The following is a 12919-nucleotide window of genomic DNA, read 5'->3' on the forward strand; positions in this document are numbered from 1 at the left end:
CGTCTCCGGGCCCGATCGATTGTCAGTGGTGGGTGGGAAGGTGGGAGCACCTAGTCGGAAAGAGGGGGAGCAATCTCATGTCCGGTAAGCAGAACTACATCAATCACGTTGCTCTTGTGCTGGATGCCAGTTCTTCCATGTCGCAGCTGAGTGAGAAGGTCGTCGAGGTCGCCGACCAGCAGATCGCCTATCTGGCCCGCCGGTCCCAGGAACTGGACCAGGAGACGCGGGTGACGGTGTATGTGTTCGCCGACAAGGTGGAATGCGTCATCTACGACAAGGACGTGCTGCGCATGCCGTCCCTGAAGCAGCTGTACCGGGTCGGGGGAATGACGGCTCTTCTCGCGGCCACGCTGAAGTCGCAGCGGGAGCTGGCGCAGACGGCGCAGCTGTACGGCGACCACAGCTTCCTGACGTTCGTCCTGACGGACGGGCAGGAGAACGCGAGTCACCGCTGCCCGGATGCGCCTGCCGGGAATCAGCGTGAGCTGGTGCAGGCCGTGGCCCGGATGATCGAGACGCAGGACGACAACTGGACGCTGGCCGTGCTGGTGCCGGACCAGATGGGCAAGCGCGAGGCCATGCAGTGCGGTTTCCCGAGGGACAACGTCGCCGTCTGGGACGCCACGAGCACCCAGGGTCTGGAGGAGGCCGGGCAGGTCATCCAGCAGGCCACCGAGAAATTCATGGTGGGCCGCACCAAGGGCATCCGGGGATCGCGGGCGGTGTTCTCCACGGGTGCGGACGCGGTCAACAAGGAAACCATCAAGGCGGCCGGTCTGACCCCGGTGAATCCGTCGGAGTACCAGCTGATTCCGGTGACCCGGGAAGCGGCGATCCGGGAATGGGTCGTCGAATGCGGGCACACGTTCCGCACCGGTGGTGCGTTCTACCAGCTGAGCAAGTCGGAGAAAATTCAGGCGCGAAAGCAGATCGCGGTGCTGGAGAAGAAGACGGACCGCGTGTACACGGGGCCGGAGGCCCGGGCCCTGCTCGGTCTGCCGGACGCGGAGGCCCGCGTCAAGCCGGACCACAACGACGACTTCACGATCTTCGTGCAGAGCACCAGCGTGAACCGGAAGCTGGTGCCGAACACGCGGGTGCTGCTCATGAACTGACGCGTGGCCGTCTCCACGCCATGGGCGCGGTGCCGGGGGCCAGAGTGAACGAGATCTTCTCCATGACCGGCTTGCGCCGCGTGTTCTGGAACGCGGCGACGCGCCACTGGCCGTCGGTGTCGCGGACCAGCGTGTAGGTCTGGACCTTGCTGAGCCTGCTCGGTCGCCGGCCCTTGTAGGTGTCGCCGCGTCCGTTGACGACGGCCAGGTGGGGTCCGTGGAAGCGGATGTCGAGGACCTCGTCGGCCAGCCGGGTGCCCTTGAGGAACGTCGCGAACAGTGCGCGGTGGCTCTCGACGATGTCGCGGCGGCCCTGGTAGACGGTGCCGAGGTAGCTGATGTAGCTGGCGTCCTCGGTGAACAGCGCACCGTACGCCTCGGCATCGTTGCGGCCCCAGGCGGCCACCAGGCCCTCCAGCACCGCCTTCACCGCCTCCACCAACGCGTTCTCCTGCTGCTGATCGCGCATGGCGCACCACTCCCCCACTCGTTAGAATCATGCAGATGCTGCGCAACAGCAGTATCTGCATCCATGCAGCTAAATGTACGAGGTGATTCCCGCCGTGGCAAACCCCCCGCGCCATCAGGACGAGCATGTGATCTACCGTCAGTACCTGGACGCCGTGGGGCTGCAGGGCCTGGCCAGCGCGGAAGCCGCGGGGCTGCACACCTCCGAGTGGTACGCGCTGAGCCTGATCACCTTCCGCGGCGGGCTCTCCTCGGGTGAACTCGCGACGAGGACCGGCCTCACCACCGGAGCCACCACCCGCCTGATCGACCGCCTCGAGAAGGCAGGCTTCGCCCGCCGGGCGGCCGATCCGCGCGACCGCAGGCGCGTCATCGTCGAACCCGTCCCCGACGCCCTGGACCGCATCGAATCGGTCGTCGGCCCCGCCCGCCGTCATCTCGCCGAGGTCCTGGCGCACTACACCCCGGAGCAGCGGGAGGTCCTCTTCGACTACTTCGCGCGTGCCGCACCCGCCTTCCGCGCCGCCACGGAGGAGATCCGGGCGAGCACGACCGACAGCCGTCGACGCCCGGGACGAAAGCCGTAGCGGCCGGCCGCCGGGCATTGTCGGACCCCTCTGCGATCGTGTCGCGAAAGGCCCGCACAAGGGCGGGCGGATCAGCCGTGCACACGCGGTGGGCTGAGCGAGAGCGAACAGGCAGCGGCGGTGGAGGGCAGGCGGTTGCGGGCCGCGCTGGGCGAACTCGAGCCGCTCGGTCTCGGGCTGGCGTGCGTGGGCGGGATCGACGCCGGCGAGGCCGTACGCCGGCTGCAGGCGGCACCGGTGACAGGGGCGGTGTTCCCATTCGACAGAGACCTGCGGATCGTCGGTGTGACGACCGTGCCGGGCGGCTGCATCGTCACCCAGCCGTGAGGGTACGCGCCGCAGATGTGGGGTGTGCAGATGCGGCTGTCCGCCGGAACGGTCTGTTACGGCATGTATGCCAACGCCAAGAGCGGCAACCAGGGCAGCATCTTCCGGGACGGGGTCGTAGAGGGCTGGGACCTCCACCCGGGTGGCGGGCCGGACGAGGAAGAGGACTCCCCCGAGGACGTTCTCACTGCCTATATCCACAGCGGACACCCCGTGGCTCATGCGTGCGCCTACGCAGGCCTGCGCCCGGCCGACGCTCGTGCCGTTTTCGGGCCGCCCGACGCATGGGTCTCCTTGCCGGAGCGCGATTACCGGGCGGCCTGACGCCCTGCTTCCCACCGAGGAAAGTCCTCATGCGGTACGAATGGGGCATATCTTCCGGTGTGGCGGAGAGGGCGTGGCACGGTGGTGGCGGGACGGGTGGAAGAGGGTGTGAGCGGCGCGGGCGGGGTGACGCGGGCCCGGGGGCCGGGGGTGGCGGTGGTGGCGTGGTTGTCGACCACCGACCACAAGAAGATCGGGTCGCTGTACCTGGTGACCTCGTTCGTCTTCTTCGGCCTCGGCGGGCTGCTGGCGCTCGGCATGCGGGCGGAGCTGGCGCGGCCGGGGCTGCAGATCATGTCGACCGAGCAGTTCAACCAGGCGTTCACCATGCATGGCGCGATCATGCTGCTGATGTTCGCCACCCCGCTGTTCGCCGGTTTCGCCAACGCCATCATGCCGCTGCAGATCGGCGCTCCGGACGTCGCCTTCCCCCGGCTGAACATGCTCGCCTACTGGTTCTACCTCTTCGGGTCGATTCTCGCCGTGGGCTCGTTCCTGACGCCGAACGGGGCGCCGAGTTTCGGCTGGTTCGCCTATACGCCCCTGTCGGACGCGATCCACACCCCGAACATCGATGCCGACATGTGGATCCTGGGCCTCGCCTTCTCCGGCTTCGGCACGATCCTGGGCGCCGTCAACTTCATCACGACGATCATCTGCATGCGCGCGCCCGGCATGACCATGTTCCGGTTGCCGATCTTCACCTGGAACATTCTGCTCACCAGCGTGCTGGTGCTGCTCGCCTTCCCCGTCCTGGCCGCCGCGCTCCTCGCCCTGGAGGCCGACCGGAAATTCGGGGCGCACGTCTACGATCCCGCCAACGGGGGCGCCATTCTCTGGCAGCACCTGTTCTGGTTCTTCGGCCACCCCGAGGTCTACATCATCGCCCTGCCGTTCTTCGGGGTGGTCACCGAGATCATCCCCGTCTTCGCCCGCAAGCCCATCTTCGGCTACGCCGGGCTCGTGGGAGCCACCATCTCCATCACCGGGCTGTCGGTGAGCGTGTGGGCCCACCACATGTTCCCCACCGGGGCGGTGCTCCTGCCGTTCTTCTCGTTCATGTCGTTCCTCATCGCCATCCCGACGGGCGTGAAGTTCTTCAACTGGATCGGCACGATGTGGAAGGGCTCGTTGTCGTTCGAGACACCCATGCTGTGGGTCACCGGTTTCCTGGTGACGTTCCTCTTCGGTGGGCTGACCGGTGTCATCCTGGCCTCGCCGCCGATGGACTTCCACGTCACCGACTCGTACTTCGTCGTGGCCCACTTCCACTACGTGGTCTTCGGGACGGTGGTCTTCGCCATGTTCGCCGGATTCCACTTCTGGTGGCCGAAGTTCACCGGGAAGATGCTCGACGAGCGCCTGGGAAAGATCCATTTCTGGACACTGTTCGCCGGTTTCCACACCACCTTCCTCGTCCAGCACTGGCTGGGCGCCAACGGCATGCCCCGCCGCTACGCCGACTACCTCGCCGCCGACGGCTTCACCTGGCTCAACACCGTCTCCAGCATCGGCTCCTTCCTGCTGGGGCTGTCGACGCTGCCGTTCCTGTACAACGTGTGGAAGACCGCCAAGTACGGCAAGTACGTCGGTGTGGACGACCCCTGGGGCCACGGCCGCTCACTGGAGTGGGCCACCACCTGCCCACCGCCCCGCCACAACTTCATCGACCTGCCCAAGATCCGCTCCGAGTCCCCCGCCTTCGACCTCCACCACCCCGACATCGCTCTTCAGGAAGAGCTGGAGAACACCGGCCGCCGCGATGTCGTCGAGCCGGGCCCGGGCGGCGGTGGTTGAGGGAGGCGCCCCCGCTGCGCCGCGGTCGCGTGTCAGCCGGCCGGCCGGTCGCCGGCCTCGCGCAGGGTCTGGGCCGTGGCCAGCCGGCGGTATGCGGGGCTGGTGAGCAGGAGTTCGTCGTGCGTGCCGGAGGCGATGACGCGGCCGGCGTCGAGGACGTGGATGCGGTCGGCGTTCTGGACCGTGGAGAGTCGGTGGGCGATGACCAGGAGGGCGCACTCCTGGGCCACGTCGCGCATCACCTGGCTGAGGGCGGCCTCGTTGATCGCGTCCAGGTGGGACGTCGGTTCGTCGAGGAGCAGCAGGGACGGGCGGGTGAGCAGGGCGCGGGCCAGGGCCACGCGTTGGCGTTCGCCGCCGGAGAGGGTCGCGCCGCGTTCGCCGAGGACGCATCCCAGGCCGCCGGGCAGGCGTTCGACGACGTCGGTGAGGTTGGCCAGCCGCACCACGCGTTCGACCTCGCCGGAGGGGGCGTCGGGCACGGCGTAGGTGATGTTGTCCCAAAGGGTGCCGTGGACGACGTGGGTGTTCTGGTCGACCAGGGCGAGGCGCTCGCGGCACTGGCGGCGTGTCAGCTCCGTTGCGGGGCGGCCGTCGAAGAGCAGGAGGCCCGCCTCGGGGTCGTAGAAACGGGCGGCCAGGGAGAAGATCGTGGTCTTGCCCGCGCCCGAGCGACCCACCAGGGCGACCTGGCCGCGGTACGGCACCGAGAGGGACACTCCGCGCAGCACGGGCCGGCCCGGGTGGTAGCCGAAGTGGACGTTCCGCAGGGTCAGGGCGGCGGGGGTCTCCTCCGCCGCCGGTCCCTTCCCGGGGGCGTGCGGGCGGCGTGCCGCCGTACCGGGCGACTCCCCGGGGAGGGCCAGTGCCTGGTCGACGCGCTCGTAGGCGCCCATGCCCCGCTGGAGGAGGCCGACGGCGCGGAAGACGGACGAGAGGGGTACGACCAGGTACGAGGCGTAGAGCAGGAACGCCACCAGTTCGCCGAGCGAGTCGGCGCCGCCCACGCGCATGCCGCCGACGACGAGGACGACGAGGAACGAGCCCTGGACGGCGAGTTCGACGGCGGAGCTCATGAACGAGGCCAGCATGGCGGTGCGCACGCCCGCGCTGTACGCGCTGTCGACGCGGGTGCCGATCCTGGCGGCCTCGCGGGCCTCGGCGCAGTGGACGCGCACCATGGGGAGGGCGCCGAGGGCGCGTTCCAGGTCGGCGGCGATGTCGCCGACGGCCTGCTGGGTGCGTTCGGCGGCGGAGCGGATGCCGGAGAGCAGCGAGGTGACGATGAGGGCCGCCGCGGCCACGGTGGCGGTGACCAGCAGGAGCAGGAGGGGGTCGAGCCAGGCCATCAGTGCGAGGGCCCCGGCGGAGACGAGGAGGCCGGTGACCAGGTCGACCAGGGCCTGGGCCGTGGCTTCGCGCAGCACGGTGGTGTCGGCGGTGACCCGGGAGATCAGGTCCCCGCTGCGGTGCCGGCCGTACTCGCGCATGTCGAGGCGGAGGAGGTGGGAGACCAGGCCGTGCCGGAGGGTGCGGATGACGCCTTCGCCCATGCGTTCCAGCAGGAAGCGGCCGACGGCGCCGGTGACGGCCTCGGCCGTGAACAGCCCGGCCAGGAGCAGCAGGGGCCCGGTGACGCCGCCGTGGCCTGCTGTGTCGACGATGCGCCGGGCCAGCAGCGGCTGGGCCAGCCCTATGGCCGAGCCGGCGAGGGTGAGGACGGTGGCGGCGACGATGGCGGGCCGGTGCCCGGCGGTCAGGCGCACCATGGTGGCCACCGCTCCCGGGCGCCTGCCGCGGCGCTGCTCGGAGGCGGCGGTGTCGTGCCTCGCCGCCGGTTCTTCGCCGCCCGGGCGCGGGCCGGTGCCGGTGCCGGCGGTCAGCTGCCCGGTCACGGCGTTTCCCTGAACGGCGTCTCCCCGCCCGGCGTACGCATGCCGACGGGTGCGACGGCCAGCAGGCGGCTGAAGTAGTCGCCGGGCACGCGCTCGTCCACGGGGCGGCCGTCGGCCTCGATCCAGGCGTGGGCGGCGAAGGGCGGTACGACGCGTACGCCGGTGCACCAGGTGGGCCACTCGCCCCACAACCTGCACACCAGCGTCGCGCCCAGGGAACGTGGCAGGCATCCCTGGGGGCCGGCGCAGGACAGGCTGACCGCGCACACCGCGTCCCGGGCCGCCTTCGCGCGGGCGGTGGAGGCGGGTACGGCGCCCCGGCGCAGGAAGCCGAGTACGGCTGCGATGCGGCGGGGCTTCATGCGGGCGAGCAGGAAGGTGAGCGGCAGGACGGCGCGGGCGGCGAGGCGGTGCGCGAGCGGTACGCCGACGGGGCGGGCGAGGGCTCTGGGGGTGCTCACGAGGCGAGCCCGCCGGCGCGCAGTTGCCCGGTGAGGGTGGCGACGTCCCGGGCCGCCTCGTCGCGGCCGATGTCGAACTCGGCGACGAGGGCGTCCACGGCGTCCTGCTCGTCGCCGCCCTGCAACAGGGTGCGGAGGACGAGGGTGCCGGTGGGGTTGAGTTCCCAGTACTGCCCGCTGCGCTGGTCCAGCAGGACGGTGCCGTAGTCGGTGGTGGCGGTGCAGACGTCGGCGGCGAGCCGCAGTGCCATGTGCCGTACTCCCGTCTTTCGGCTAGGGTGCGTCCGCTTCGGGCGCGGGGGTGTGCGGGGTGGCTCGGGTCCGGCTGCGGGCCTGGCTGCGCAGCCACACCTCGCAGGCGATGGTGGAGTAGAGGATCGCGTCCTTCAGGCCGGGGCTGTTGGGCCTGCGGGCCAGGTCGCAGAGGGCGTGGGCGTCGACCAGGCCCATGCGGGCGAGGTGGGAGTCCTCCCACAGGGCCAGCAGGTCGCCGCGGTGCCGGCGCAGCCCGTCGGCGGCGTCCATGGACGCCTGGGCCTTGCTGGTGCGGCGCAGGCACTCGTCGGGCACGATGCCGCGCATCGCCGCGGTGAGCAGGGGTTTGTAGGCCCAGGGGGTGACCCGGTCGGCGGGCCGTACGGCCAGGGACGCCTCGATCACGCGGTCGTCGAAGAACGGCGAGGCCATGGGCAGGCCGGCACGGGCGGCCATGGTGTCCCATTGGCGCACGATGCGGGTGCAGGTGCGGAGCGCCTCCAGGTCGGTGTGGAGTCCCCGGTCGGGGTGCAGGGGCCGTGCGCCGGCGGCGGCCTCGGTCAGCGCGTCGCGGACGAGCACTGCCGCGTCCTCGGTGGCCCAGTCGAACAGCCGGGGCGGGGCCGACCAGCCGAGGGTGCCGGTCACCGTGGCCGGGAGGGGCTCGCGGAGCCGGCCGGGGGCGGTGGCGAGCCAGCGTGCGTAGGAGCGGGAGTCGGCCAGGGCCCGGGCCATGCCGGGCAGCGGCCAGTCGAAGAGGGCCTTGAAGCCCCGCAGGCGGCCGAGGGCGAACAGGGGCCGGCGGCGCAGCAGCCGGTGGTAGTACGCCTCCGAGCACCAGGCGACGTGGTCGCCGCCGATGCCGGTCAGGTGCAGCCGGCTGCCGCGGGCGCGCAGGGGCGGCAGGTGGTGCAGGACCCGGGCGCGGTCCATCACGCCGATGGTCGGCTCGTCCATGGGGTCGTCGATGCCGAGGAGATCGGTGTAGACGAGCGGGGAGGCGTGGGCGTCCCAGACGACGTGTTCGACGTCCGGCATGTGGGCGGCGGCGCGTTTGGCCCATTCCAGGTCGTCGTCGGCCGGGTCGCGGCCGGGCCAGGTGCTGGCCACCACGCGGGCGGGCGAGCGGTCGGCCAGGAAGCAGACGGAAGTGGAGTCGAGGCCGCCGGAGAGGTCGCAGCTGACCACGCCGCCCTGGCGGGTGCGGGCGTCGACGGCGTCGGACAGCGCCTGCCGGACCAGGGGCGCGCCCTGGGCGAGGGGGCGTACGGGCTCGGGCGGGCTCCACCACCGGGAGGTGCGGGCGGTACGGCCGTCGGCCGGCAGGTGCAGGGCCTCCCCCGGGGCGACGGCGCTGACGCCCTGCCAGACGGAGGATTCGTAGAGCGGGTGGGGGACGGGCCACAGCAGGCGAACCGCCACTTCCCGCGGGTCGGGGCCGGTGCCGGCGGCGTGCGCGAGCAGGCTCGCGTCGCAGGCGGCCACCTGCACGCCCGCCACGTCGGCGTGGAAGACGAGCCGCAGACCGGAGGCGGTCCCCCGGATCTGGACGTCGCCGTCGAGGGACGCGACGAGGTGGAAGCTGCCGGGCAGGCTGCGGGCGAGGTCGGTGAGCCGGGAGAGGTCGGTGAGCCGGTCGGCGTGGCGTCGCAGGTCGTCGGCGCGGACGGGACAGCAGCCGATCACGGCCAGGGCTGCCCGCCGGGTGGCGACGGCGACGCATTCGTCGTCGGCCCAGTGACCGGTGATCCAGGGCCTGCCGGAGGGGTGGGGGAGGGTCCGGGTTCCGGGGTGGTCAGGCAGACGGCGGGCCGCGGTGAGCGCGCCCTCGCAGTCCGGGAGGACCGCGAAGTACGCGCTGCCACCGCCCGCCGCCGCATGATCATGCGATGTCGCCATGGCGTGCGATCAGTTGCCCTGCCTCAGTTCTTGCTGAGAACGAGACGGTCGTTGCCCTTGAACTGGAGCAGGCCGGTCTCGGTGCGGAAGTCGCCGCGCCGGATCAGGGTGGGGGTTTCGTACGCCTTCTTCATGAGCTTCTCCTTCACTGGGAGGGAGAACCAGCCCTGCAACAGACATGACTCCCGCCTGACGCAGGGAGGCTCGTCGCTACGAAGAACGATGCAGCGCAACGCGGTGGTACGACAATACGCCCATGTGCGTATTCATGAGCCTGTTCGCATACATATCCGCGGGAAGAGACGTTCGAGCCATGCTCGCGGTGGCTGAAATGCGCACAGGACGACGGTCAGTTCAGGTCGACGATGTCCGGCGCGAACACGGTGCCCAGCGGCTCCGGCCCCACGTACTGCTGACAGTTGCAGCGCCGGGCCTCGTACTGCACCGGCTTGCGGTCGGCGTCCCAGGCCGTGGGCGCCTCGACCATCTCGTGGCAGGTGCCCTGCTTGTCGTGCTTGGCCAGGTGATGAGTGCAGCCGCAGACGGGCTCCGGCGGCCGGTTGGCGGCCTCCAGCGCCAGCTGCTGACGCTCGGTCGCGCGGAGCAGCTCCAACTTCCGCTCGTGCCGGTCCTTCAAGGCTCTGCGGACGTTCTCGTTGATCCAGCCACCGCCGATGATGACGGCAGGGATCACCGCCCAGATCCAGCCACCCATGTGTTGCATGTCCCCCTGTTCGAAAGGAAGCACAGCTTAAACCGCACGCCCGGTGACGAGCGCCGGGGCCCCGCCTACGGCTCCGTGCCCGGCGGTACGGCGGCGCGCCGGCCCAGGGGCAGCAGGACGTCGAGCGTCTCGGCGAGGGCGGCGACGGTGGGGCGGGCGGCCGGATCGGGGCGGAGGCAGGCGTCGATCGCCTCGGCGAGACGGGCCGGCAGACGGCGCCGGCGGGTCACCGGTGGCGCCGCCTCCGTGAGCTGCGGGTAGTCGTCGGCGGGGTCGCCCGTGGTCTCGCCACCCCTCGTCTCGCCGCCCTCGGGCCCGTCGTCGGTTCCGGCGCGGCCGGTGTCGAAGGGGACATCGCCGGTGGCCGCCTCGTAGAGCGTGACGCCTATCCCCCAGACGTCGGCCGCCACCGTGAGGGGGCCGCCCCGCGCCTGTTCGGGTGAGAGGTACTCGCGGGTGCCGACACCGGGTTCGCCCGGTCCGGGCGGGCGGGCGATGCTCAGGTCGAAGAGCTTGGCGCGGCGGCAGTCGATCACCACGTTGCCGGGCTTGACGTCCAGGTGCAGCAGCCCCCGGCCGTGCAGGTAGTGCGCGGCGGAGCACAAGTGGACGCCGAGCAGCGCCAGGTCGTCCGCGTCGAGGCGGCGGTGCCTGCGCTCCAGGAGGCGGGCCAGCGTCTCCCCGGTGAGGGTCTCCAGGACGACGTACGGCTCGGGCTCCGCCACGGTCTCGTAGGCCCGGACCAGGTGCGGGTGCGTGAACTCCCGCAGCCAGCGGCCCTCCCGGACCAGGCGTTCACGGTGCTCGCCGTCCTCGCCGAGGTCCGGCCGCAGCACCTTCACCACGCAGCGGCAGTCCCGCTCCTCGCTCCAGACGTCGTACACGTCCAGCCAGCCCGTGCGGTAGAGATGGGCGATCACCTGGTAGCGGGGGGCGATGTACGTCCCGGCCGGCAGTGGTGGCCGTACGGGGGTCACGGCGGGCCTCCTCGGGCTGCGCGGATGGGGCGGACGGGCGCGTCCGGCGTGCCGTGCAGCCGGTGCAGGCGCGCGTACGCGGGGCTGCGGGCGAGGAGTTCCTCGTGGGTGCCGCTGTCGCCGACGCGGCCGTCCTCCAGCAGAACGATGCGGTCGGCGGCGCGCACGGTGAGGAGGTTGTGCGAGATGATGATCGTGGTGCGGCCGGTCATCAGCAGCCGCAGCGGTTCGAGGATCCGGTGTCCCGACTCGGCGTCGAGGCCGGTGGTGGGCTCGTCGAGGACGAGCACGGGCGCGTCGCGGACCATGGCCCGGGCGATGGCCAGGCGCTGGCGCTGCCCGCCCGAGAGCAGCAGGCCGCGCCGGCCGACGACGGTGTCGTACCCCTCGGGCAGGTCGCGGACGAACGCGTCCGCGTCGGCGGCCCGCGCCGCCGCGACGATCTCGGCCTCGGTGGCGTCCGGCCGGCCGTAGGCGATGTTCTCCCGTACGGTGCCGTGCAGGACGAGCGTCTCCTGGAGGAGGACCGCGATGTTCTCCCGCAGGTCGTCCAGGCGCAGCTCGCGCAGGTCGTGGCCGTCCATGAGGACGGCGCCGGACTGGGGGTCGTAGAAGCGCAGCAGCAGCTTGGCGACCGTCGACTTGCCCGCGCCGCTCGCGCCCACCAGGGCCAGCGTTTCGCCGGGCCCGGCCCGGAAGGAGACGCCGGACAGGGCGGGGCGGTCGGCGCCGGGGTAGCGGAACGTCACGGCGTCGAGGACGACCTCGCCGCGGGCCCGGCCGAGCCGGCTGGGGAAGAGGATCTGGCCGACCTGGGGCCGCTGGTCGAACAGCTCGATGATCCGTTCCGCGGCGGCCGACGCCGCGTAGAACGTGCTGCTGAGCCGGGCCGCGCGGCGGACGGGGCCGTAGAGCCGGGTGAGGAGGGTGAGGAAGACCAGCAGGCCGCCGAGGGTGAGCCGGCCCTGGGTGAGTTCCCAGGCGCCCATCCCCATCACGACCAGCACACCACCGAGCTCCAGGACGTCGACGACGGGAGCGAAGAGGGCCCCGATCCTGGCGGACGCCATCTCGGCCCGGTAGTTGCCCAGGTTCTCGGCCTGGAAGCGGCGCTGTTCGCGGCCCTGCCGGTTGTACGCCTGGACGAGCGCGATGTTGCCGAGGGACTCCTCGGCGACGGCGCTGATGGTTCCGCTGCGCCGCCGCTGCTCGCGGGCGGCGGCCTTGATGCGGCGGGAGAACCACCGGGCCGTGATCCAGAACAGGGGGGCCACGAGGAGGGCGACCAGGGCCAGATCCCAGCTGAGCCAGAACAGCACCGTGAGGAAGACACCGAGTTCGATCAGGTGGGAGAACGCGCCGACGATGCCGGAGAGCAGGAACGTCTCGACGGCTTCGACGTCGCCGGTGAGGCGGGAGAGGACGTCGCCGGGCCGGCGTCGTTCGAAGAAGCCGAGGGACAGGCCCTGGAGGTGCCGGAACAGGTCCGACCGCAGCGCCATCAGGAACCGCTCGCTGACCCACGCGGAGGTCACCTCGTCGCCGAACCGCACGGCGCCGGCGAGCACGGTCAGCACGACGTAGGCGAGCGCGATGGGGACGAACAGGCCGAGCCGGCGCGGCACGAGCACGTCGTCGACGACGACCTTGAACAGCCAGATGCCGGCCGCGTCGATCACGGGGCCGATGACGACGAACGCGAGCAGGACGGGGATCCAGCGCCGGCCGCCGCGGGTGTAGGGCCAGAACCTCCTGAAGATCGCACGGATCCCCACCGCCGGAGCGGTGGGGACGAGCGTCTCGTCCCGCTCCAGGTTCCCGACCGCGGACACCATCCGCCGCAACGACCGCACAGCGTGTTCCCGTGCTCACGGCATGCGGCCGGGCCCTTGTCGGGCCCGGCCTGTCGACGTGGCGGGATCCCCCGCCGGCGTCGTCCCCAGCAGCGTCAGTGCTTGGTGTGACGCCTACGGTGGCCCGTGTCCTTACGGCGCCTCTTCTTCCTGTCCGTAGTGCTGTCCCGCTTGCGCATACTGCCCAGCGCGGGGAGGAGATTGGCGAGAATGCTCATTATTCCTCCCTTAAAG

At 71.3% G+C, this 12919-nt stretch carries 14 protein-coding genes; 5 read left to right on the forward strand and 9 right to left on the reverse strand.

Annotated elements, in window-relative coordinates; all coding sequences use genetic code 11:
* Positions 1 to 77: 77 nt before the first annotated feature.
* Positions 78 to 1118 (forward strand): vWA domain-containing protein, encoded by a 1041-nt coding sequence (locus IE305_RS19735; RefSeq protein ID WP_190131172.1) that lies wholly within the window; start codon positions 78 to 80, stop codon positions 1116 to 1118.
* Here IE305_RS19735 and IE305_RS19740 read toward each other — a convergent pair.
* Positions 1108 to 1587 carry an SgcJ/EcaC family oxidoreductase gene (locus tag IE305_RS19740; protein ID WP_190130990.1) on the reverse strand — a complete coding sequence of 160 codons (480 nt, stop codon included), beginning with the start codon at positions 1585 to 1587 and terminating at the stop codon, positions 1108 to 1110. The genes IE305_RS19735 and IE305_RS19740 overlap by 11 nt on opposite strands.
* A gap of 94 nt (positions 1588 to 1681) precedes the next feature.
* Here IE305_RS19740 and IE305_RS19745 point away from each other — a divergent pair, with 94 nt between their 5' ends.
* The 4 genes from IE305_RS19745 to ctaD all read left to right on the forward strand — a co-directional run bounded on the left by IE305_RS19745 (position 1682) and on the right by ctaD (position 4621).
* Positions 1682 to 2173 carry a MarR family winged helix-turn-helix transcriptional regulator gene (locus IE305_RS19745; RefSeq protein WP_229891226.1) on the forward strand — a complete coding sequence of 164 codons (492 nt, stop codon included), beginning with the start codon at positions 1682 to 1684 and terminating at the stop codon, positions 2171 to 2173.
* Positions 2174 to 2293: 120 nt separating this feature from the next.
* Positions 2294 to 2500 carry a hypothetical protein gene (locus tag IE305_RS33690; RefSeq protein WP_308440255.1) on the forward strand — a complete coding sequence of 69 codons (207 nt, stop codon included), beginning with the start codon at positions 2294 to 2296 and terminating at the stop codon, positions 2498 to 2500.
* A 30-nt stretch (positions 2501 to 2530) separates the two neighbouring features.
* Positions 2531 to 2824 carry a hypothetical protein gene (locus tag IE305_RS33695; RefSeq protein ID WP_308440256.1) on the forward strand — a complete coding sequence of 98 codons (294 nt, stop codon included), beginning with the start codon at positions 2531 to 2533 and terminating at the stop codon, positions 2822 to 2824.
* A gap of 108 nt (positions 2825 to 2932) precedes the next feature.
* Positions 2933 to 4621: an aa3-type cytochrome oxidase subunit I gene (gene ctaD / locus IE305_RS19755; protein WP_229891228.1), complete on the forward strand. Its 1689-nt coding sequence runs from the start codon at positions 2933 to 2935 to the stop codon at positions 4619 to 4621.
* Positions 4622 to 4653: 32 nt separating this feature from the next.
* Here ctaD and IE305_RS19760 read toward each other — a convergent pair whose 3' ends face one another.
* From IE305_RS19760 to IE305_RS19795, 8 genes are all read right to left on the reverse strand, one after another.
* A complete protein-coding gene (locus IE305_RS19760) occupies positions 4654 to 6390 on the reverse strand; it encodes an ABC transporter ATP-binding protein (RefSeq protein WP_190131173.1) in 1737 nt (578 codons plus the stop codon).
* A 122-nt stretch (positions 6391 to 6512) separates the two neighbouring features.
* Positions 6513 to 6977, reverse strand: a complete 465-nt coding sequence (locus IE305_RS19765) for a lasso peptide biosynthesis B2 protein (protein WP_190130993.1) — start codon at positions 6975 to 6977, stop codon at positions 6513 to 6515.
* On the reverse strand, positions 6974 to 7228 hold the full coding sequence (locus tag IE305_RS19770; protein ID WP_190130994.1) for a lasso peptide biosynthesis PqqD family chaperone: 255 nt from the start codon (positions 7226 to 7228) through the stop codon (positions 6974 to 6976). The genes IE305_RS19765 and IE305_RS19770 overlap by 4 nt, the downstream gene beginning before the upstream one ends.
* Before the next feature lie 22 nt (positions 7229 to 7250).
* The gene (locus tag IE305_RS19775) at positions 7251 to 9131 is read right to left on the reverse strand and encodes a lasso peptide isopeptide bond-forming cyclase (protein ID WP_190130995.1); all 1881 of its coding nucleotides are present in this window, start codon (positions 9129 to 9131) and stop codon (positions 7251 to 7253) included.
* A gap of 23 nt (positions 9132 to 9154) precedes the next feature.
* Positions 9155 to 9265, reverse strand: a complete 111-nt coding sequence (locus IE305_RS19780; protein ID WP_190130996.1) for a keywimysin-related RiPP — start codon at positions 9263 to 9265, stop codon at positions 9155 to 9157.
* 215 nt (positions 9266 to 9480) lie between these two features.
* Positions 9481 to 9846 (reverse strand): hypothetical protein, encoded by a 366-nt coding sequence (locus IE305_RS19785; RefSeq protein WP_190130997.1) that lies wholly within the window; start codon positions 9844 to 9846, stop codon positions 9481 to 9483.
* A 74-nt stretch (positions 9847 to 9920) separates the two neighbouring features.
* Positions 9921 to 10832, reverse strand: a complete 912-nt coding sequence (locus IE305_RS19790; protein ID WP_190130998.1) for a serine/threonine-protein kinase — start codon at positions 10830 to 10832, stop codon at positions 9921 to 9923.
* Entirely contained in the window at positions 10829 to 12667 is a 1839-nt protein-coding gene (locus IE305_RS19795) for an ABC transporter ATP-binding protein (RefSeq protein WP_190130999.1), read from the reverse strand. Before IE305_RS19795 ends, IE305_RS19790 begins: the two co-directional genes overlap by 4 nt.
* Positions 12668 to 12919: the final 252 nt, after the last annotated feature.

Origin of the sequence: Streptomyces mashuensis, from assembly GCF_014654785.1 — a bacterium.
Lineage (GTDB): Bacteria > Actinomycetota > Actinomycetes > Streptomycetales > Streptomycetaceae > Streptomyces > Streptomyces mashuensis.

Coding starts and splice junctions, on each gene's coding strand:
- IE305_RS19735 (WP_190131172.1), top strand. CDS start 78: ATGTCCGGTAAGCAGAACTACATCAATCACGTTGCTCTTGTGCTGGAT.
- IE305_RS19740 (WP_190130990.1), bottom strand. CDS start 1,587: ATGCGCGATCAGCAGCAGGAGAACGCGTTGGTGGAGGCGGTGAAGGCG.
- IE305_RS33695 (WP_308440256.1), top strand. CDS start 2,531: ATGCGGCTGTCCGCCGGAACGGTCTGTTACGGCATGTATGCCAACGCC.
- IE305_RS19760 (WP_190131173.1), bottom strand. CDS start 6,390: ATGGTGCGCCTGACCGCCGGGCACCGGCCCGCCATCGTCGCCGCCACC.
- IE305_RS19770 (WP_190130994.1), bottom strand. CDS start 7,228: ATGGCACTGCGGCTCGCCGCCGACGTCTGCACCGCCACCACCGACTAC.
- IE305_RS19775 (WP_190130995.1), bottom strand. CDS start 9,131: ATGGCGACATCGCATGATCATGCGGCGGCGGGCGGTGGCAGCGCGTAC.
- IE305_RS19780 (WP_190130996.1), bottom strand. CDS start 9,265: ATGAAGAAGGCGTACGAAACCCCCACCCTGATCCGGCGCGGCGACTTC.
- IE305_RS19785 (WP_190130997.1), bottom strand. CDS start 9,846: ATGGGTGGCTGGATCTGGGCGGTGATCCCTGCCGTCATCATCGGCGGT.
- IE305_RS19795 (WP_190130999.1), bottom strand. CDS start 12,667: ATGGTGTCCGCGGTCGGGAACCTGGAGCGGGACGAGACGCTCGTCCCC.